The organism is Streptomyces sp. NPDC101234 (assembly GCF_044767525.1).
In the GTDB taxonomy this organism is placed as follows: domain Bacteria; phylum Actinomycetota; class Actinomycetes; order Streptomycetales; family Streptomycetaceae; genus Streptomyces; species Streptomyces sasae.
The window spans coordinates 67620-87005 of the sequence record NZ_JBIWOA010000027.1 but is presented as its reverse complement, the minus strand read 5'-3'; the positions used below and the strand labels follow the sequence as shown (position 1 = coordinate 87005).

General features: G+C 72.0%; 17 protein-coding genes and 1 pseudogene. 9 read left to right on the top strand and 9 right to left on the bottom strand.

All coding sequences use genetic code 11. The features are described 5' to 3' along the window. Positions 1 to 12: 12 nt before the first annotated feature. Positions 13 to 1002, bottom strand: coding sequence for an NAD-dependent epimerase/dehydratase family protein (locus tag ACIRR9_RS38545; RefSeq protein WP_403762026.1), 990 nt, complete (start codon positions 1000 to 1002; stop codon positions 13 to 15). Positions 1003 to 1220: 218 nt separating this feature from the next. Here ACIRR9_RS38545 and ACIRR9_RS38540 point away from each other — a divergent pair, with 218 nt between their 5' ends. Further along, complete coding sequence (locus ACIRR9_RS38540) at positions 1221 to 3857, top strand: glycosyl hydrolase (RefSeq protein ID WP_403762023.1); 2637 nt, start codon at positions 1221 to 1223, stop codon at positions 3855 to 3857. A gap of 56 nt (positions 3858 to 3913) precedes the next feature. On the opposite strand, the gene ACIRR9_RS38535 is transcribed toward ACIRR9_RS38540, so the two are convergent. Together ACIRR9_RS38535 and ACIRR9_RS38530 are read right to left on the bottom strand one after the other, a co-directional pair. Further along, the gene (locus ACIRR9_RS38535) at positions 3914 to 4168 is read right to left on the bottom strand and encodes an acetyl-CoA synthetase (RefSeq protein WP_403762020.1); all 255 of its coding nucleotides are present in this window, start codon (positions 4166 to 4168) and stop codon (positions 3914 to 3916) included. A gap of 392 nt (positions 4169 to 4560) precedes the next feature. Next, positions 4561 to 4929, bottom strand: coding sequence for a peptidoglycan-binding protein (locus ACIRR9_RS38530; protein ID WP_403762017.1), 369 nt, complete (start codon positions 4927 to 4929; stop codon positions 4561 to 4563). A 208-nt stretch (positions 4930 to 5137) separates the two neighbouring features. On the opposite strand from ACIRR9_RS38530, the gene ACIRR9_RS38525 reads away from it, so the two are divergent. Continuing rightward, on the top strand, positions 5138 to 5527 hold the full coding sequence (locus ACIRR9_RS38525; RefSeq protein ID WP_403762014.1) for a hypothetical protein: 390 nt from the start codon (positions 5138 to 5140) through the stop codon (positions 5525 to 5527). A 150-nt stretch (positions 5528 to 5677) separates the two neighbouring features. Next, entirely contained in the window at positions 5678 to 6199 is a 522-nt protein-coding gene (locus ACIRR9_RS38520; RefSeq protein ID WP_403762011.1) for a hypothetical protein, read from the top strand. Between the two features lie 72 nt (positions 6200 to 6271). Here the strand turns inward: ACIRR9_RS38520 and ACIRR9_RS38515 are convergent. From ACIRR9_RS38515 to ppk2, 3 genes and pseudogenes are all read right to left on the bottom strand, one after another. Continuing rightward, positions 6272 to 7861, bottom strand: a pseudogene (locus ACIRR9_RS38515) (oleate hydratase); the annotation flags it as partial. Positions 7862 to 7959: 98 nt separating this feature from the next. Beyond that, positions 7960 to 9684: a SulP family inorganic anion transporter gene (locus tag ACIRR9_RS38510; protein ID WP_403762008.1), complete on the bottom strand. Its 1725-nt coding sequence runs from the start codon at positions 9682 to 9684 to the stop codon at positions 7960 to 7962. A 162-nt stretch (positions 9685 to 9846) separates the two neighbouring features. Continuing rightward, positions 9847 to 10650, bottom strand: coding sequence for a polyphosphate kinase 2 (gene ppk2 / locus ACIRR9_RS38505; RefSeq protein ID WP_403762005.1), 804 nt, complete (start codon positions 10648 to 10650; stop codon positions 9847 to 9849). Between the two features lie 318 nt (positions 10651 to 10968). Between ppk2 and ACIRR9_RS38500 the strand changes: the two genes are divergently transcribed. Both ACIRR9_RS38500 and ACIRR9_RS38495 read left to right on the top strand, forming a co-directional pair. After that, positions 10969 to 11655 carry a CBS domain-containing protein gene (locus ACIRR9_RS38500; protein WP_403762002.1) on the top strand — a complete coding sequence of 229 codons (687 nt, stop codon included), beginning with the start codon at positions 10969 to 10971 and terminating at the stop codon, positions 11653 to 11655. Between the two features lie 24 nt (positions 11656 to 11679). Next, complete coding sequence (locus ACIRR9_RS38495; protein ID WP_403761999.1) at positions 11680 to 12282, top strand: hypothetical protein; 603 nt, start codon at positions 11680 to 11682, stop codon at positions 12280 to 12282. Positions 12283 to 12569: 287 nt separating this feature from the next. Here the strand turns inward: ACIRR9_RS38495 and ACIRR9_RS38490 are convergent, their stop codons facing one another. Next, complete coding sequence (locus ACIRR9_RS38490; RefSeq protein WP_403761996.1) at positions 12570 to 13235, bottom strand: CBS domain-containing protein; 666 nt, start codon at positions 13233 to 13235, stop codon at positions 12570 to 12572. A gap of 512 nt (positions 13236 to 13747) precedes the next feature. Between ACIRR9_RS38490 and ACIRR9_RS38485 the strand changes: the two genes are divergently transcribed. Next, a complete protein-coding gene (locus ACIRR9_RS38485) occupies positions 13748 to 14206 on the top strand; it encodes an aldo/keto reductase (protein ID WP_403761994.1) in 459 nt (152 codons plus the stop codon). A 10-nt stretch (positions 14207 to 14216) separates the two neighbouring features. Here the strand turns inward: ACIRR9_RS38485 and ACIRR9_RS38480 are convergent, their stop codons facing one another. Beyond that, complete coding sequence (locus tag ACIRR9_RS38480; protein ID WP_403761991.1) at positions 14217 to 14582, bottom strand: winged helix-turn-helix transcriptional regulator; 366 nt, start codon at positions 14580 to 14582, stop codon at positions 14217 to 14219. Between the two features lie 158 nt (positions 14583 to 14740). Here ACIRR9_RS38480 and ACIRR9_RS38475 point away from each other — a divergent pair, with 158 nt between their 5' ends. Next, complete coding sequence (locus tag ACIRR9_RS38475; RefSeq protein ID WP_403762235.1) at positions 14741 to 15751, top strand: zinc-binding alcohol dehydrogenase family protein; 1011 nt, start codon at positions 14741 to 14743, stop codon at positions 15749 to 15751. Positions 15752 to 15803: 52 nt separating this feature from the next. On the opposite strand, the gene ACIRR9_RS38470 is transcribed toward ACIRR9_RS38475, so the two are convergent. Then, positions 15804 to 17255: a PucR family transcriptional regulator ligand-binding domain-containing protein gene (locus ACIRR9_RS38470; protein ID WP_365351153.1), complete on the bottom strand. Its 1452-nt coding sequence runs from the start codon at positions 17253 to 17255 to the stop codon at positions 15804 to 15806. Positions 17256 to 17359: 104 nt separating this feature from the next. Here ACIRR9_RS38470 and ACIRR9_RS38465 point away from each other — a divergent pair, with 104 nt between their 5' ends. Then, positions 17360 to 18898 (top strand): purine-cytosine permease family protein, encoded by a 1539-nt coding sequence (locus tag ACIRR9_RS38465; RefSeq protein WP_403761987.1) that lies wholly within the window; start codon positions 17360 to 17362, stop codon positions 18896 to 18898. Positions 18899 to 18968: 70 nt separating this feature from the next. Next, complete coding sequence (locus ACIRR9_RS38460) at positions 18969 to 19370, top strand: nuclear transport factor 2 family protein (RefSeq protein WP_403761984.1); 402 nt, start codon at positions 18969 to 18971, stop codon at positions 19368 to 19370. Positions 19371 to 19386: the final 16 nt, after the last annotated feature.

Genomic DNA, 19386 nt, shown 5'->3' with positions numbered 1-19386 from the left:
CCACACTTCGCACTACTCCACGCGCGCGAACTCCCGCATCCCCTCCGCGAACCCGACCTCGGGCTTCCAGCCCAGTTCGGCCCGCAGCCGCGCGGAGTCGGCCGTGATGTGCCGTACGTCCCCCAGCCGGAACTCCCCGGTGACCACCGGCATCGGCCCGCCGTGGGCCTCGGCCAGCGCGCGGGCCATCTCCCCGACGGTGTGCGGCTCACCGCTGCCGGTGTTGTACACGGTCAGCGCACCCGGCGCGGAGCCCGCCTCCAGCGCCATCGCGTCGGCGGCGGCTACATCCCGCACATGCACGAAGTCCCGGCGCTGCCGCCCGTCCTCGAACACCCGGGGCGCCTCGCCCCGGGCGAGCGCCGAACGGAAGAAGGAGGCGACCCCGGCGTAGGGGGTGTCGCGGGGCATCCGGGGCCCGTACACGTTGTGGTAGCGCAGCGACACCGCCGACCCGCCCGTGGACCGGGCCCAGGCGGCGGCCAGATGCTCCTGGGCCAGCTTGGTCGTCGCGTACACGTTGCGTGGATCGACGGGCGCGTCCTCGCTGACCAGCCCGGCCGTCAACTCGTCCTCGCACACGGGGCAGTTCGGCTCGAACCGCCCGGCCTCCAGATCGGCGACCGCACGCGGCCCCGGCCGTACGACGCCGTGGCGCGGGCACTCGTACCGCCCCTCCCCGTAGACGACCATCGACCCCGCCAGCACGAGGTGCCGTACCCCCGCCTCGGCCATCCCGGCGAGCAGCACGGCCGTACCGAGGTCATTGCGGGAGACGTACTCCGCGGCATCCCCGAACCCGACCCCGAGGCCGACCATCGCGGCCTGATGGCAGACGGCGTCGACGCCCGCCAGCGCCCGCCCGACCGCCACCGGACTGCGCACGTCGGCGCCCGGGTCGTCGCGCACGTCGAACACGACCGCCTCGTGCCCGCGCGCCGCCAGCGCCTCGACGACATGGGACCCGATGAACCCGGCACTGCCGGTGACCAGTACACGCATGAGCCCACGCTAGGCCCGCCCCGCCACCGGCCCATGCCCCCACGCCCGCACGTCACGACTCCGTAAGACGCGCCGCCGGACACCGCATAGCAGAGGCGGGGCGACTCCTGGTCGTGGTGACAGGTTCCGGTCAAAGGTTGGCCAAAGGCCGGACGCTTCCGGCCGGCCGTGGTCGGGTCTCCCAAGACGGCTGTGCCAAGGCCCGTTTGGGAGGTCTGATGTCAGCACCAACCCGTAAGAGACGATGGCTCACGATCTGTGCCCTCGCCGCATCCGCCGCACTCGTCGCGACACCCGCGGGCGCCGCGTCCGGCAGGACGGGTCCGTTCGGAGCACGGGCCCTCGCGCGGCTCGCCGCCGAGCGGGAGCACTCGACGGGATCCGTGAGCCCGAAGGTGAAGGCCGACGATGACGACGGCGGCAACGAGGCGGATGAGATCGCCGAGGGCGCGGACCAGTACGCCGAGGCCCGCACCTCGCCCGGCATCGTCGCCCCCGGCGCGTACGGCGCTGCCTGGACCAGCTTGACCGACCTCCCCAGTACCGGCGGCAGTTGGCGCAACATCACCGACCTGCCGTACAACTCCGACGACTCCCGCTACCGCGACATCGACTCCAACTCCAGCGGCGGCTCGGGCAATGTCACCGGCCGGATGGCCGCGCTGGCCGCCGACGACGACGGATACGTCTACGCGGGCAGCGCGGGCGGCGGCGTCTGGCGGTCCAGGAGCGGCGGCGGGCACTGGCAGCCGATCAGCGACCGGCTCTCCTCGCAGTCCACCGGCGCGCTCGCGCTCGACGGCACCGGCCGGCTGTGGCTGGGCACCGGCGAGGCCACCACCAACGCGGACGCCTACCTCGGCAGCGGCGTCTACGTCCTGTCCGACCCGCACCACGGCACCTTCTCCGCCCGCGCCCGGGTCGGCGGCGACGAGCTGGAGTCGACCACCATCCACGAACTCCGCTTCGGCGGCGGCAAGGTGTGGGCGGCCACCAGCGAAGGCGTGTGGAGTCACTCCACCAGGACGCTCAAGGGCGCCTGGAAACTGGAGTTCGCCCCCAACCCCGACTATCTGCCCGGCGGTTCACTGGCGAGCGACCCCTCGGCCGCGTACAAGAACATCGCCAACGACATCGCGATCGACCCCAAGGACCCCGGCAAGGTGATCCTGGCGGTCGGCTGGCGCAGCGGCGACGACTACAACGGCTTCTACACCAAGGGCGCCGACGGTACCTGGACCCGGATCAGCAGCGGCTTCGGCGACCTGCCGACCGACGCGGACAACGTCGGCAACGTCACCTTCGCCCGCTCCGCCGACGGCTCCCGCTACTACGCCATCGACCAGTCGCCGGAGCAGCTGAACACCAACCCGGACAGCGGCCTGGAGGGCATCTACAGCGCGGCCTCGCCGTCCGGCCCCTGGACGAAGATCGCCGACTACAAGCAACTGGCCACCGACGGATCGGCGTTGACCACCAGCGGCTACATGCCCGGCGTGCAGGCCTGGTACAACCAGTTCCTGAGCGTCGACCCGAGCGACCCGAAGCACGTGTACGCGGGCCTGGAGGAGGTCTACGAGACCAAGGACGGCGGCAGCACCTGGTCCACCGTCGGCCCGTACTGGAACTTCACCTTCCCCTGCTGGAGCATCGACCCGGCCAAGCAGACCGGCGACTGCAACCCGACCACCCACTCCGACCAGCACGGCGTCGCCATCGGCCGCTACCACGGCAAGAGCTTCGTCTACGTCGGCAACGACGGCGGTGTCTACAAGCGCCCCGTCAACGGCTCCCAGGACACCTCCGGCCACGCCACCGACTGGACCTCCCTCAACGACGGCACCATCGACACCCTTCAGTACTACTCGGTGGGCGTCGGCAAGGACCTGGCCCACGGCGGCGTCTCCGTCACCGGCGGCCTCCAGGACAACGGCCAGTCGATCCTCCGCAGCAACGACACCGTCATGGGCTCCAACTTCGGCGGCGACGGCGGCGACACGCTCACCGACCCCGCCAACGGCTGCGACCTGGCGGAGGAATACGTCTATCTCGCCATCCAGGTGACCCAGAACTGCGGTGTCAACGACGGCAGTTGGGTCACCGACGCCACCAAGGCCACGTCGTACAACGTCGCCCCGGCCGACAACGCCACCAGCGAGGCCCGCTTCATCGCCCCGCTCGCGGCGGACCTGAAGGACAGCTCGACATGGATCGCCGGCGGCCGGCACATCTGGGTGCAGACCCATGGCTACGCCATCCGCAGCGGAGCTGAGTGGAAGAGCCTGTACGACCTCGGCGCCGGCCGCACCGCGACCGCCGTCGCGGCCTCGGGCGGCAAGGTCTACGCGGCCTGGTGCGGCCCCTGCAACAACCAGGGCTTCGCCCGCGGCATCTCCGTCGGCAACGCGGACGGCACCGGCTGGCACGACATCACCCTGCCTGCGGACGGGACCGTACCCAACCGCTACCTGAGCGGCTTCGCCGTCGACCCGAAGAACGCCGACCACGTCTTCCTCGCCGTCAACGGCTTCTCCCGGCACTGGACCGAGGGCCCCGGCGCCGGTGTCGGCCATGTCTTCGAGTCCACCGACGGCGGCACCACCTGGAAGGACATCTCCGCCAACCTCCCCGACGTGCCGACCAACTCCGCGGTCGTCACCCCGAACGGCGGCCTCGCCGTCGCCACCGACCTCGGCGTCGTCTACCGCGCACCGGGCCGCACCCAGTGGCAGCGCGTCGGCTCGCTCCCGGCGGTCGCCGTGCTCCAGCTGAAGCTGGGCCCCGACGGCAGCACCCTGTACGCGGCCACCCACGGCCGCGGCATCTACACCATCAAGGTGCGCGACTGCCGTTGACGCACACCGGGAGGGGTGACCCCGGTCCGCTCCGGCCTGTGGGGCTGGGCTCCGGGTCACCCCTCCCGCCCGTACGGCACCACGGTCACCTCCAGCGTGAAGGCGACGCCCGCCGCACCCGCCACGTCCGGCGCCTTCGCCAGCGCGGTGACCTCGGCCGTGCCGCCCCGGGTGCCCGCACACCGCAGCGAGGCATACGCGGTGCCGTCGGCATCCACCCGCCAGCCCGACAACAGGACGAACACCGGCGCGGAACTCCGCGTGGCCGTCCACCGCCGGTCGTCGACCCGCGGCCGGAGAACGAGCGACACCTCGGCCCCGGGGCGCACGCACAAGCGCCGCACGGGCGCGTCACCGGGGGAGACGGTGACCCGCGTACGACCGGCCGCGCAGTTCCCCGCGGATGCTGACGCTGACGCGGACGGAGCGGGGCCATCAGGTGCGGCCGAGGACGGCGCCGGAACCGGAGCCGCAGACGTGTGTGCCGGTGTGCCGCCCGACGGCCCCGCCCAGTGCCCCGACGGCGGCCCCGTGCCCGCGGCACCGCCCCCGGACGACGCACCGCAGGCCGTCAGGGCGACCACCCCGACGACCGCCCACCCCGTGACCCACCAGCGCATCCCGTCACCTCCCGGCCGCCCGGACGACTGCCAGGAACCAGGATGCTCCCACGCCGCCGCAGGGGCGACGGGGCGTTGTGGGGTCACTGCGGATAGGGGACGTAACAGTCGAGGGCCGGGTGGTACAGCACCTGCCAGGTGCGGCTCCCGACGACTCCGCTGGGCGGCAGACCGTGGCAGACCTGGATCCAAGCGATCTTCTTCAGCATGACGGAGTCGTACACCCCGTCGACGGCCAGCCTGGGCGGCACGCCTCCCCATTTGTTGCTCAGGCACTGCGCCTGCCTGACCGCCGCACCGGTGTCACCGTAGGTCAGCGTGGGCCGGACGTCCGATGACACATGGGAACAGTAGTGATCCGGGGCGGCCGCGGCCGTGTGGGGTACGGCCAGGCCGAGTGCGGCGGCCGCGCACAGCGCCGCGGCCGAGGCGAGCAGTCGGTTCCGTCTCATGCCCACTCCTTCAGGCGCGATACACGCCCAATGATCCCGCACCTACCGTGACCTCCGCGAGTCGTGACCGCGGGAGCCGGTCCCGCCGACGCCGCCGGGGTCAGGTGTTGCCCATGTCACCTTCCCTGTGGGGGAGTTCGACCTGGGCGACCCGCGAGTGCCGGTAACGTTCAGGCGTCGGCTCGGGCCGGAGTTCGGGAGTCCAGTGGTGATACGACGCATGGCGGCAGCGGTGCTGCTGCTGGCCGCCGTCGTACTGCTGCACGTCACGACGCCCCACGGGACCGGCGTCCCGGCGTACACCCCGTCCGCCGTGGCATCCGCGGCCCGGACGGGGCCGCAGGCGGCGTACGACGTCGCGTCCGCGGTGCCGCAGACCGGCAGCGGCGCTGCCCATGCGGGAACGGCCGCCGATTCCCCCGGCCGGCCGCAGCGCGCGGATCACCTCGTCGCACCACCGTCGCCGGACGCCCTCACACCGGCGGTCGAGGCGGCCGCGGCACTCGACGACACCCTGCCGGGGGCGGCCCGTCCGCGCACGGTGAGAGACGTCCGCAGCCCCGGCGACGCCGCGGTCCTGCAGACATTCCGCTGCTGAGCGGTACCGACCCACACCCGCGTCCGGACCACAGGCACACGGCCTTCTCGCGCCTGCCTCCCGGGCGCTCCCCTGTCGCGCACTGAACCGACACGTGCTGAACCGACACGTGCTGAATCGACACGCACTGAACCGATACGGAGACACCCCGTGCCCCAGCAGCGACGGCGTACCCGCCGTACCCGTACCACCACCCCCGCCCCCGCCACGGCCCGTCTGGTCCGTGGTGCCGCCCTCGCGGGCAGCCTGGCCCTGCTGCCCCTGACCGCGGCCTGCGGCGGGGGCGAGGACGACGCGTCGACGGAGGACAGGTCGTCCAGGACCCCGACGGTCTCCGCCCAGCAGGCCCAGGTCGTGGCCCCCGCCAAGGTGGAGGTCATCGCCAACCTGACCGACTGCAAGGTCAAGATCCGCGTCCAGGCCGAGGAACTGCGCGAAGGCAGCTGCCACACCAAGGACGGCGACTACCTCATCACCACGTTCCCCGAGGAGAAGTACAAGGAGATCTGGCTGGACACCATCAGCATGTACCAGGGCACCTATCTGGTCGGCACGCGCTGGGTGGTCAGCGCCCAGCCGAAGATGCTCAAGGAGTTCCGGCCCAGGCTCGGCGGCACCATCGTCCACCTGACCGGCGACACGGGCCCGAGCGCCGTACCGAGCGCGTCCTGACGCCGTCCCGGCCCGGGCCCCGCCGGTCGGGGCCCGGGGCCGTCCGGAGACCGTGGTCGTCCGGAGACCGGGCTACCGGCGGTGCATGGTCTCCAGGGCGGCTGCCAGGACATGGGGGTCGTGGTGGCCCTTGTAGACGGCCGGCGGTTCCTTGTCGAGACGGAGCAGCCGGGACACGGCCGTCCAGGCGGTGCGCACCGAGTACTCGACCGTGAAGACGACGTCGTCGGGCACCTCGGCGAACTGCCCGATGAAGGCGAGGTTGACCGAGCCCTCGGGGACGACCTGGGGGCGGTCGTCGTGGCGGCGGGCCAGGAACTGGCTGGTGATGTACGGCATCATGCAGGGGACGACGGTGGAGGTCTCCAGCACCCGGGCCCGTGTCCGGTCGTCGAAGTGCAGGTGGTGCAGGACCTCTTCGAGGATCTCCCGGCCCGAGCACATGGCCATCGGCTTGGGCGTGCCGTTGCCGGCCCGGCCGGGGAAGAGGCCGTAGCCCCACCAGACCGAGACGCCCTCGGGCTGGTCCCGGTAGACGGGCTGGCGGTTGGCCACGATGCTGAGCAGCCAGTTGGAGTCGGTGAACGTCATCAGCCCGCCCCTGCCGGTCTCCCGGCCGCTGAACCCGGCCAGCGCGTCGAGGAAGACGGGGTCCTTGGCGGTGACCGTGAACGACTCCCAGCGGGACTCCTTCACATGCTTGTCGAAGGCGTCCGGGTTCCCGAAGTTCTCGCGCCCGCGGGCCAGCCGGTGCCAGAGCAGCCAGGCGTCCGAGCGGTCCGGAGCCGGCGGCGGGGGAGAGGTGTGGGTGCCGCGGCTGGAGGCGTCGGTCATCGAGCCGTTGGTCACCAGCACCAGATCCTCCGGGGCGACGGCGATGCGCTCCTCGCGGCCGGCCCGGGTCACGTCGACGGACGTCACCGTGCCGCTGCCGACTCCGGGAGCGAAGCCCAGGTCGGTGACCCGGCAGCCGGGGTGGATGGTCACCCCGCGCTCGCGCAGCCAGGCGGCCAGGGGCCGCACGATCGAGTCGTACTGGTTGTACCGGGTGCGATGGATGCCGGACATGGAGCCGAACTCGGGGAACAGGTGGACGAACCGCCTGAGATAGCGGTGGAACTCGATCGCGCTGTGCCAGGGCTGGAAGGCGAACGTGGTGCACCACATGAACCAGAAGTTGGTGGTGAAGAAGTGCTCGCCGAAGCAGTCGGTGATCCGCTTCCCGTCCAGACGGCCCTCGGGTGTCGCCAGACAGCGCACCAGGTCCAGCCGGTCACGCTCGGAGAACCCCATCGAGCCGACGTCGACGATCTTGCCGTCGCCGTCGACCAGCCGGGCGATGTCGTCCCACGCGAACTCCTCGTGCCCGGCCAGGATCTCCTCGGTCACCGACGTCGAGGGATCGTCCAGGGTGGGGATGCCGGACAGCATGTCGTACGTGCACCGGAACTCGGCCTCGAACATCCGCCCGCCGCGCATGGTGTAGCCGGCGTCCGCCGTGCCGCCCGCGTCCAGGCTGCCCCCGATGCCCGGCTGCTCCTCGAAGAGATGGATGTCCGCCCCGTCGAACCCGCCCTCGCGGATGAGGAACGCCGCTGCGGCGAGCGCCGCTATGCCGCTGCCCACCAGGTATGCCTTCGCCATCACAACACTCCTCGTCGTTCGCGTCCGTCGGTCGGGAACCGCGCCTCCTACGGTTTCCCGCGCGGGCGAACGCCGTCAGTGGGCCGTTGGTCGCCGGTCAGGTCCGGACGGCCCCCTCACGGGCTCTCGGGGTGTTCCGTCAGCCACTGGCGGTACGCCGACACCGCCGTCGGCAGGGTCGGGAAGATGAGGTCCGGGCCGACGGCCTGCGCGAGGCCGTATGCCTCCAGGCTCTCCAGGAGGTCCTGTTTCACCCGGGCGAGCGCGAACACGACGCCACGGGCGATGAGTTCGCGGCGGAGTTCGTCGACCGCGTCCAGAGCCGTGATGTCGACCTCGACGTTGGCCTCGGTGTTGAGGACGAACCAGCGGACGGACTCGGTCTGTTCGTCGACGGCGGCCAGCGCCCGGCGGTGGAAGTTCTCGGCGTTGGCGAAGAACAGGGGCGAGTCGTAGCGGTAGACCAGGAGTCCCGGGATCGTACGGGCCGTCGGGTAGTCGTCGACGTCGTGCATCCCCGCCACTCCGGGCACCAGGCCCTCGACCGCGTCGTGCGGGCGCGCCACCCGGGTGAGCAGCTCGGCCAGCGACAGGCCGACGGCGACCACCACACCGTAGAGGATGTCCAGGGCGAGGACCCCGACCAGGCAGCCGAGGGCGAGGAGCAGCTCGCGGCGGCGGAAGGAGGCCAGGCGGCGGAAGCCGGCGAGGTCGATCATGCGCATCGCCGCGTAGACCACCAGCGCGCCGAGCACGGCGGCGGGTGTGCGGGCCAGCAGGGGGCTGAGGAAGAGCAGTACGGCCAGCACCAGCGCCCCGGCCACCAGGGAGTACGCCTGGCTGCGGGCGCCGGCCGAGGTGGCCAGGGCGGTGCGGCTGGCGCTGCTGCTGACCGGGAAGCCGTGCAGCAGGCTCGCCCCGAGGTTGGCCGTTCCCAGGGCCAGGAACTCCTGGTTGGCGTCGAGCCCGGGGCCGTCCGCCGGACCCCGGGGCGTGAAGGCGCGCGCGGTGAGGATGAAGTCCGTGTACGCCACCAGGAGAACGCCGAGCGCCGGCAGGACCAGGCCGGGCACCTCGGTCGGGTCCGGTACCGCGAGGGCGGGCAGTCCCGAGGGGACGGTACCGATGACCTTGATGCCGTAGCGGTCGTCGAGGTCGAACACCATCACGGCCGCGGTGCCCAGGACCACCGCCAGGAGCGGGCCGGGGAGCGCACGGAAGTACCGCGTCACGAGGAGGAGAAAGAGCAGGATCGCGGCCGAGAAGACCAGGGTCGGCGCGTGGACTTCGCCCAAGTGTGTGAAGAACGACCAGAGTTGGGGGAAGAACTCGGTTCCGGACGCCCGCGCCCCGGTGAGCTTGGGCAGCTGGTCCACGACCATGATCAAGGCCACGCCTGCCAGGTAACCGATCAGGACCGGGCGGGAGAGGAGGTCCGCCAGGAAGCCCAGCCGCGCCGCCCGCGCGACCAGGCAGAGCAGGCCGACCGTGGCGGCGAGGCAGGCCGCCAGGACGGCGTACCGGTCCGGGTCACCGGCCGCCAGCGGGGCCACCACCGTGGCGGTCATCAGCGCGGTCGTCGACTCCGGGCCGACCGACAGCAGCGGTGAGGAGCCGAACAGGGCGTACAGGGCCAGGGCGGGCAGGATCGCCCAGAGGCCGGCGACCGGAGGCAGACCGGCGACCCCCGCGTACGCCATGACCTGCGGCACCAGATACGCGGCCACGGTCACCCCGGCCAGCAGGTCGCCCCTGAGCCAGGCGCGCCGGTAACCGAGCAGTGAGGCGAGTCCGGGCACGAGCCGGTGCCACACAGGGTGTTGGAGTCTGCCGTGGGCCATGTGCCGCCTTCCGTCCGGTGATCCCATGATCCACCCGGACTTCACCCGCAAGCGGCCGCGGTGGGGGGTGTCGGACCGCGGACGAACCCGCGCCGTGCCGTGCCGCGCCGTCTGCGGGTACCGGTGCGTCTGCGTCTGCGGGTGCGACGACGGGTCGGTCGGTCAGAGGCTCGCCGTGTGATCGGGGACGTAGGTCTGCAGATCTCGCGGCGGGCGCTGGTAGCCGGTCGACGGCGGCCGGTCGGGCAGTTCCAGCACCGGCGGCGGAACGTCGTGGTACGGCACCGAGGACAGCAGGTGCGCGATCATGTTCAGCCGCGCCCGGCGCTTGTCGTCGCTCTCCACGATGTACCAGGGCGCCTCGGAGATGTCGGTGTGCACCAGCATCTCGTCCTTGGCCCGGGAGTAGGCCTCCCAGTGGGTGATCGACTCCAGGTCCATCGGGGAGAGCTTCCAGCGCCGCAGCGGGTCCTCCAGCCGCTTGCGGAACCGCTCCTGCTGTTCGGTGTCGCTCACCGAGAACCAGTACTTGCGCAGCAGGACCCCGGCCTCGACCAGCATCCGCTCGAAGATCGGGCACTGGCGCAGGAAGAGCTGGTGCTCCTCCGCCGTGCAGAAGCCCATCACATGCTCGACCCCGGCCCGGTTGTACCAGGACCGGTCGAACAGCACGATCTCCCCGGCGGCCGGGAGATGCTCCACGTACCGCTGGAAGTACCACTGCGTCCGCTCGCGCTCGGTCGGTTTCGGCAGCGCCGCGATCCGGGCGATGCGCGGGTTGAGATGCTCGGTCACCCGCTTGATCGTGCCGCCCTTGCCGGCCGCGTCCCGCCCCTCGAAGACCACCACCAGCCGGGCACCGGTCGCCCGCACCCACTCCTGCAGCTTCACCAACTCGGTCTGCAGGCGCAGCAGTTCCGTCTCGTACACCTTGCGCGGCAGCTCCGCCGCCTTCTTGCCGGCCATGCCGCCTCCACCGCCCGACGGCCCGCTCGCGGAGCCGTCTCATGTCCAAGGTCGAACACCAGGACGTCACCGTACTGTCCGAGCAGATACAGCGCACCCCTGACGCACCACCGACCCGCCCCGACGCGCCTCCTGCCGCACCGCGCCGCTCGCGGCCGGGGCGACCGTGTGCATCCGGCCGGTGACGCCCGGCGATCACGGCCGGCCGCGGGGAAACCCGGACCTCCGCGGCGGGGCCGCCCGGCCCATGCCGGTCACGGCGAGATGACCGACTCTGGAAGTGTGCGGTACGAGCGCACCCGACCTCTGGAGGTCGCCATGACCGGTACTCCCTACGCCGTGAGCGACGTGATGACCCGCACCGTCGTCGCCGTCCGCCGTGGAGCTGCGTTCAAGGACATCGTGAAGACCATGCGGGGCTGGCGGGTCAGCGCGGTTCCCGTCCTCGACGACCAGGGTCGCGTCATGGGCGTCGTGTCGGAGGCGGACCTGCTGCACAAGGAGGAGGTCCGGGACGGCGCACCGGAGGGTCCCGCCCGGCCGCGGCGGCCGGACGACCTCACCAGGGCCGCCGCGACGACCGCCGGCGAGCTGATGACCGCCCCGGCCGTCACCGTCCGGGCCGACGCCACGCTGCCGCAGGCCGCGCGCCGGATGGCCCGGCACGGCGTCAAGCGGCTTCCGGTGGTCGACGCCGACGGCGTGCTCACCGGGGTCGTCAGCCGCGTCGACCTGCTCAAGGTGTACCTGCGGGACGACGAGGACATTGCCGAGGAGATCCGCCGCGAGGTCCTCCCGCATGTCTTCGCCGACACGGCCGACCCGGTCGAGGTGCGGGTCAGCGACGGCGTCGTGACCCTCACCGGCCGGGTCCGGGATCCCGCACTGGTGCAGGTGGCCGCCGGGTGGGTGCGGAGCGTGGACGGGGTCGTCGACGTCGACTGCGCGCTGACCGGCGCCCGCTACCAGCCCGCTCCGGGCGGCGAAGGAGTGCCGCGGTCCTGACCTCGTGGAGGGAGGTGCGCGACCATGTCCGACAAGATCCCTGGGACAGCGAGCCGTTCGTGGCTGTGGCGCTGGCGGCGCAACCAGTTGCGGCGGCACGGCGACGTCGTGGAGGCCTGGATCGTGCTCGCCGTCTGGGCCCTCGCCCTCGTCGGCGGAGCGCTCGTCGGCTGGGCCGCGGCCGGCGCCGTGGACCAGACGTTCGCCGGCCGGCGTGCCGGGGTCCACGCGGTGTCCGCCGAGCTGACGGAGAACGCGACGGAGGGCCCGTTGGTCGGCAGCGGCTACGACGTCGGGAAGTCGTGGGTCACCGTGCGCTGGACGGCCGCGGACGGCTCCCTGCACACCGGCAGGGCGAAGGTCCTGCCCACGGCCACGGCGGGCAGCAGGCTCCAGGTCTGGGCGGACCGGAGCGAGCGGCTGGTCACCGCCCCGCCGAGCACCGCGGAGTCGACGTTCAGCGCGGTCATGGCAGGCGTCCTGGTGACACAGCTGACCGCGACCGCGGTCTGGGGTGCCGGATGGCTGCTTCGCCACCGGCTGTTCCAGCAGCGCCTCGCCGACTGGGAGGCGGAGTGGCAGCGGGTCGGCCCCCAGTGGCGCAACCTCAGCGGCGGGAAGGGCTGACCCGGCGTACCGCCCGACCGGCCCCCCGGCGGGGACGGTCGGCCCGATGCATCACCGGCTCCCGCGCGCGAAACTGGAGATTACAGAAGGGCGGACGGCGACCTGACCATCCAGGTCCCTCGACCGTCCAGGTCCCAGACCATCCAGGTCCCGGTCCCGGAGGAGAAGACGGGAGCGCGGACCGTTCCGGTACGGGCCGCCTGGGGCAGGGCTCAGGCGGCCCGTACATGTGCGCGGCCGGTGGTCGTCACCGGCCGCGCACGCCACCGTACGGACCCGCGGACGCGTCACAGCGGATCGCAGCGCACGGACACCGGGGCGAGGTGGCAGCAGACGTCGACCACGCCTTCCACGGCGCGGGCCAGGCGTTCGGCCACCGGCGCCAGCGCCGGGCCGTCGATCCAGCCGGTGAGGGTGACGACCCCCTCGGCGACCTCGACCCGGATATGGTCCGCGGAGATCGGGAACAGCTGTTCGATAACGTCCTGGCGTACCTCCTCGGCCAGTTCCTCGTCCTCGCGGAGGAACACCTTGAGCAGGTCCGCACGGCTGACGACGCCTTCGAGCATGCCCACGCCGTCGACGACGGGCAGCCGCTTGACCCTGCGCCGGGCCATGATGCGGGCGGCCTCGGCCAGGGTGGCGTCGGCGTGCACGGTCACCGCGGGCGCGCTCATCAGCTCCCCGGCGGTCACCCCGCCGGCCTTGGCGAGGTCGGCCGGCCGGTCCCGCTCGGTGAACCGGTCCGGGGTGCTGTCCCGGAACTCCTCCTTGGGCAGCAGGTCGGCCTCGGACACGACGCCGACCACCCTGCCCTCGCCCTCCAGCACGGGAAGGGCACTGACGCTCCACTGGTCCATCAGCGTGACGACGTCCTTGAACGGCGCGTCACGGCCGACGGCGACGGCGGCGCGGGTCATCACATCGCCGACGGTGTGCGGGCTGCCGTGCATGATTGCCTCCTCGGTTCCCTGATCCCAGCGTGTGCCCGACCGGCTGCGGGCACCAAGGGCTGCCCGGACCCTCCCGAGGGGGCTCTTCGGCCCGGGGTACGGCGATCTCGTCCTCGCACGCCGGAGACATCCGGGACCGAGGCCGCCGACACCTTCCGCACGACAGGGCGGGAAGGGCTCCACCCGCTTCTCGCGGATCCGGATTGCGCGGTGCGCGACCGTGGCCTGCCGCTTCTCCGCGTCTGTGTCGGGTCCTTCCCGCCACCTCCAGCACATCACGGGAACGGCCCCGCCACCAGAGCTGAGCGGTCCCCGCCGTGACGACCGAGGGGACCGGCGCCGGCCGGCACGCCCCGGAACCGTCACCCGGTGGACCGTCCGGCACGGTCGCCCCGCCACCCCGTGCCGACGGCGAATCACCGGAATCAGGCGACCCGCGCTCACCGCGTCGCCGGGTACGACGGTCCCGACCAGGTGGGCGCAGAGGTTCACCCGAGTCCGAAGGGAAGAGCATGACGACCACCAACCCACCCGCCGCGCAGGCCGGTTCCTACCGGGTCGGGGAGCTCGAACTCCGGCGGATCGGCTACGGCGCGATGCAGCTGGCCGGGCCCGGCGTCTTCGGGCCGCCGCGCGACCGCGCCGCGGCGATCGAGGTGCTGCGGACCGCCGTCGAGCTGGGGGTCGACCACATCGACACGGCCGACGCCTACGGGCCGTACGTCACCAACGAGATCATCCGCGAGGTGCTCTTCCCGTACGGCGACCACCTGCACATCGTGACCAAGGTGGGGATGGTCCGCGACGAGCGGGGCAGCCGGCTGCCCGCCAACTCACCCGAGGCGCTGCGAGGGCAGGTCATCGACAACCTCCGCCGGCTCGGGATCGACGTCCTGGACGTTGTCAACCTCATCGCCGGCGCGGCCCTGACCCTGCCGCCCGACGCCGTCGCCGAGTTGGACGCGATCTGACCGTCACCCCTCACGGCGAGGACGCCGGGAAGCGGTCGATGTTCTGCTCCACCCAGGTACGGAGGTGGGCCAGGGGGAGGCAGGCGTCCTCGCCGAGGGGGGTCAGGCTGTATTCGACGCGCGGTGGGACTTCCGGGTAGATCTCACGGTGGACCAGGCCGTGTTCCTCCAGGCGGCGCAGCGTCTGGGTGAGAACCTTGGGGCTGACGCCCTGCAGGCGTGCCCGCAGCGCGCCGAACCGCTCCGGTCCGTTCTCCAGGGCGCCCAGCGCGAGGGTGCTCCACTTGTTGGCGAGCAGGTCGAGCATGTCGCGGCACGGGCAGGCGGCGAGGTAGACGCTCCTCGGGTCGTCGCAGAGCTCGGCTGTCGTCGGCAAGCAGCAGTAGTACCCATCGGGAACCATGCTCCCTTGCGGGTGACCACCACCCGTTGCGTACCGTCGGGCTCAGCTCCTGATCGCGTGAACCCCCAGGTCACGTCCCTGTGTTGAAAGGCCGAACCACCATGACCGACGCATACGACATCCCCGAGACGATGCCCGCCGTCGCGTACCGCACGTCACTGCCCGTCGACCACGCCGACAGCCTGGTGGACGTCACCCTGCCCACCCCCCGGCCGGGCCCCCGCGACCTGCTGGTCCGGGTCGAGGCGATCGCGCTCAACCCGGTGGACTACAAGATCCGGCAGAACGTCGACCCGGCCGGCGAGGCGAAGGTGCTCGGCTGGGACGCCGCCGGAACCGTCGTCGCCGTCGGCGAGGAGGTGGAGCTGTTCTCGGTGGGCGACGAGGTCTACTACGCCGGTGCGATCGACCGCCCAGGCGCCAACTCCCGCTACCACGCGGTCGACGAGCGCATCGTCGGCCGCAAGCCGGCGACGCTCTCCTTCACCGAGGCCGCCGCGCTGCCGCTGACCTCGCTCACCGCCTGGGAGGGCCTGTTCGAGCGGCTCGGCCTGCGGACCGGAGCTCTGGAGCAGACCGGCGCCCTGCTGATCACCGCGGCCGCGGGCGGCGTGGGCTCCATCGCCGCGCAACTGGCCCGCGCCCTGACCAGTCTCACCGTCGTCGGCACGGCGTCGCGGCCCGAGTCCGCCGACTTCGCGCGCCGGATGGGCGTGCAGCACGTGGTCGACCACCACAAGCCGCTGGCTCCGCAGCTGGCGGAGGCGGCGCCGAACGGCATCGACTTCGTCTTCAGCACCACGGGGACCGATCACAACCTGGCCGCGTACGCCGAGGCGCTCAACCCGTTCGGCCACATCGTCGCCATCGACGACTTCGAGGCCGTGCCCCTGGGGCTGCTCAAGCGGAAGAGCATCTCCTTCCACTGGGAGTTCATGTACACCCGCTCGATGTTCCGCACCGCCGACCAGCAGATGCAGCACCACATCCTGACCCAGGTGGCCCGCCTGGTGGACGCCGGAGTCCTCACCACCACGGCCACCCGGGACCTCGGCCGGATCGACGCCGCCGGCCTCCGCGAGGCCCACCGTCTCCAGGAGAGCGGCACCGCCGTCGGCAAGACCACGCTCACCGGGTTCTGACGCCCTCCGCCCCTCCCCGGCCGGCCTGCCGCGAGCCGTGCTCAGCCGGTGCTCAGTCGGTGAGGCCCAGCGTCCCCGCCGCCTGGATCGCCAGCCAGACCTCGGCCAGCGCCCCGGTCGACGTCAGGTCGCGCTGGGCGAGAGCGCCGAAGCGGCGCAGCCGGTAGGCGAGGGTGTTCGGGTGGATGTGCAGCGCGGCCGCGGCCGCATCGTTACGGCGGTCGCGCTCCATCCAGGTGCGGGCGGAGACCAGCAGCTGCGAGTCGTGCGCCTCGTCGTAGCGCAGCACGTCGCCGAGCACATGCTCGACCAGCGCGGTCAGGACGGCGGGGTCGTCGGGAAGCCACCGGCCCGTCGAGTCGTCGCCGTACCGGACGACGGGACGGCCGGACTCCGCGGCCTTGGAGACCGCCCAGAGCGCCTCGCGCTGGGCGACCTTCAGCGCGGCGCCCGGCAGGAACGGACGGCTCATCCCGGCTGCCACCCCCGGCAGCTCACCGACGGCCGTCGCCAGCTCCGGCGCCCCCAGGACATAGCGGTCCTCACCCCGGGTGAGCAGCAGCCGGGGGTGGTCCTCCAGACAGGGCAGGAGCGCCTCGTCGGTGGTGTTGCGCACCACGAGGAGCACGGTGTCGCCCTCGATCGCATGGCGGGCCAGCCGGCGGCGGGCCGCCTCCGGGTCGAGCACCTCCTGCAGGAGTTCGGCCAGCGTCTCCGCTCCCTCGCGGCGCAGCGTCTCGCGTTCGTTGCGCACCATCGCCAGGCGCAGCGCCGCCACGGTGGCGATGTGCTGGGCGACGGCGAGTCCCGCGGGCTGGGCGCCCTGCCGCTCGTACGCGACGAGAAACCCCGCCGGGCCGCCGGGCGCGGGCACCGGAAGGACGAAGCCGCCGGGGATCGTCGGCGGCGCGTCGACGGAAGCGGGCAGCACGGCGGGATCCGGCACCGGGACTCCGGGCAGCAGCGGGCGGCCCTGCGGTGTGCAGAGGTAGACGTCGTAACCCGACAGGTCTTCGAGGCGGCGCATGAGTGCCGCCGTGTCGAGGTCCTCGGCGACCAGCCAGCGCAGCGCGCCGAAGACCTGGAGCTGCGCGCCCAGCCGGTGCCCGGCGTCCGCCTGGACCGAGGCCGCGATCTCCTGGGCGACCGCGATGAACGGAACGGCAAGGGGCACTTCGAGGACCGGGAAGCCCCGCTCCTCCGCCGCCCGGAAGAACGCATCGTGCAGCGGGGGCATGTGCAGCTGAGCGGAGAGTGCGAGGGCGGACACCCCGGCGTCGTCCAGCCGCTCCAGATAGGCGCGCTGTCCGGCCGCGGTACGGGGGATCGCCAGGCCCGTCGTCATGATCACCTCGGCTCCCAGGAGCCACGGCGTCGGATCGGCGAGTTCGCTGGCGTGCGCCCAGGACACCGACCGCCCCAGACCGCCGCGACCGGCCTTCACGGAGAGCTGGAGTGCCGGGTAGGAGAGCAGGTCCCCGACGGTGAGTTTGTTGCTGACCACATAAAACAGCGTACATGTCTGTGATGGACACAATTGTCGATGATCGGCCGCGGACCACACACTGTGGAAACCGACGCTCTGGATGAACGGAAGGTGGAGCGCCCGTGACGACCTCGATCACCGAAATCGAGACCTATGGTGTCGAGCGGATCCCGGACGAGGACCGCACGGCCCGACCGATCGATCTGTTCCGGCTCGCCTTCGGCGGTGCCAACACCTTCGCGACCTGTGTGCTGGGCGCCTTCCCGATCCTCTTCGGCCTCTCCTTCTGGCAGGGGCTCGCGGCCACCGTCCTCGGCCTGGTCGCGGGCGCGCTGCTGCTGGCCCCGATGGCGCTGTTCGGCCCCACCAACGGCACGAACAACGCCGTCTCCTCCTCCGCGCACCTGGGCGTGCACGGCAGGGTCGTCGGCTCGTTCCTCTCGCTGCTCACCGCCGTCGCGTTCTTCTCGATCTCGGTCTGGTCCTCGGGCGACGCGCTCGTCGGCGGCGCGCACCGGCTCGCCCACGTGCCCGAGTCGAACGTCAGCTACGGCATCGCCTACGCGATCTTCGCCGTGCTCGTCCTGGCCGTCTGCATCTACGGCTTCCGGTTCATGCTGCTGGTCAACAAGATCGCGGTGCTCGCGGCCTCGGCCCTCTTCGTGCTCGGCGCCTTCGCCTTCGCGGGCGACTTCGACCCCGGCTACGCGGGCACCTTCACCTCCACCTCCGCGCCACTGTTCTGGCCGTCGTTCATCGGCTCCGCGCTGATCGTGCTGTCCAACCCGGTCTCCTTCGGCGCGTTCCTCGGCGACTGGTCCCGCTACATCCCGGCCGGGGCCCCGCGCCGCCGGGTGATGGGCGCCGCGTTCCTCGCCCAGATCGCCACGCTGCTGCCGTTCCTCTTCGGCCTGGGCACCGCGTCGATCATCGCGGAGAAGGCAGCGAAGTACGTCGACCCGGCCGCCCCCAACTACGTCGGCGGTCTGCTCGCGATCTCGCCCGGCTGGTACTTCCTGCCGCTCTGCCTGATCGCCCTGATCGGCGGCCTCTCCACCGGTACGACGTCCCTGTACGGCACGGGTCTCGACTTCTCCAGCGTCTTCACGCGCTTCAGCCGCGTCCAGGCCACCTTCTTCATCGGCGCCCTGTCCATCGCCTTCATCTTCGTCGGCCGTTTCGCGCTCAACCTCGCGCAGTCCATCTCCACCTTCGCCACGCTGATCATCACCTGCACGGCACCGTGGATGATCGTCATGACGCTCGGCTACGTCACCCGGCGCGGCTGGTACGACGCGGATGCGCTGCAGGTCTTCAACCGCCGCCAGCGCGGTGGCCGCTACTGGTTCACGCACGGCTGGAACTGGCGCGGCATGTCCACCTGGCTCGTCTCCGCCGTCGTGGCGCTCCTCTTCACCAACCTGCCCGGCCAGTTCGTCGGCCCGCTGGGCAACCTCGCGGGCGGCACGGACATCTCGCTGCCGGTCGGCCTAGGCCTCGCGGTCGTGCTCTACCTGGCCCTGCTCACCGTGTTCCCCGAGCCGCGCGCCGTGTACGGACCGGCCGGCCCCCGCTTCGTCCGGGCGTCGGACGCCCCGGTGCCGCCGATCACCGGCGGCACACCGGAGGAGACCGTCACCGAGCCCGCCGCGGCCCACTGACCTCTCCCCGCCCCCTCGTAAGAGAAAGCCGGACGTTCCCCCGGTGAACGCCCGTGACCAGGAGCTGCGCATGAGCACCACCACCGTCCAGGACGTCAGGGCCGCCGCGGCCGAACTCGTCGCCGCCTTCGCCGAGGGCCGCCTCGACGACTACTTCGGCGCCTTCGCCCCCGACGCGACCTTCGTCTTCCACACCACCCCGCAGCGGCTGGGCTCCACGGCCGAGTACCGCGCGCTCTGGCAGCAGTGGGTGGAGCAGGACGGCTTCCGCATCCTCGGCTGCACCTCGTCCGCACAGCTGATCCAGCCCTTCGGCGACACCGCCGTCTTCAGCCACGACGTGGAGACGACGATCGCCACCCATGCCGGCGAGGAGACGCTCCAGGAGCGGGAGACCATCGTCTTCACCCGCACCGACGGCGGCGGCTGGACGGCCGTCCATGAGCACCTGTCCGCCCGTCCCACCGCCTGACCAGGAGAGACGTTCC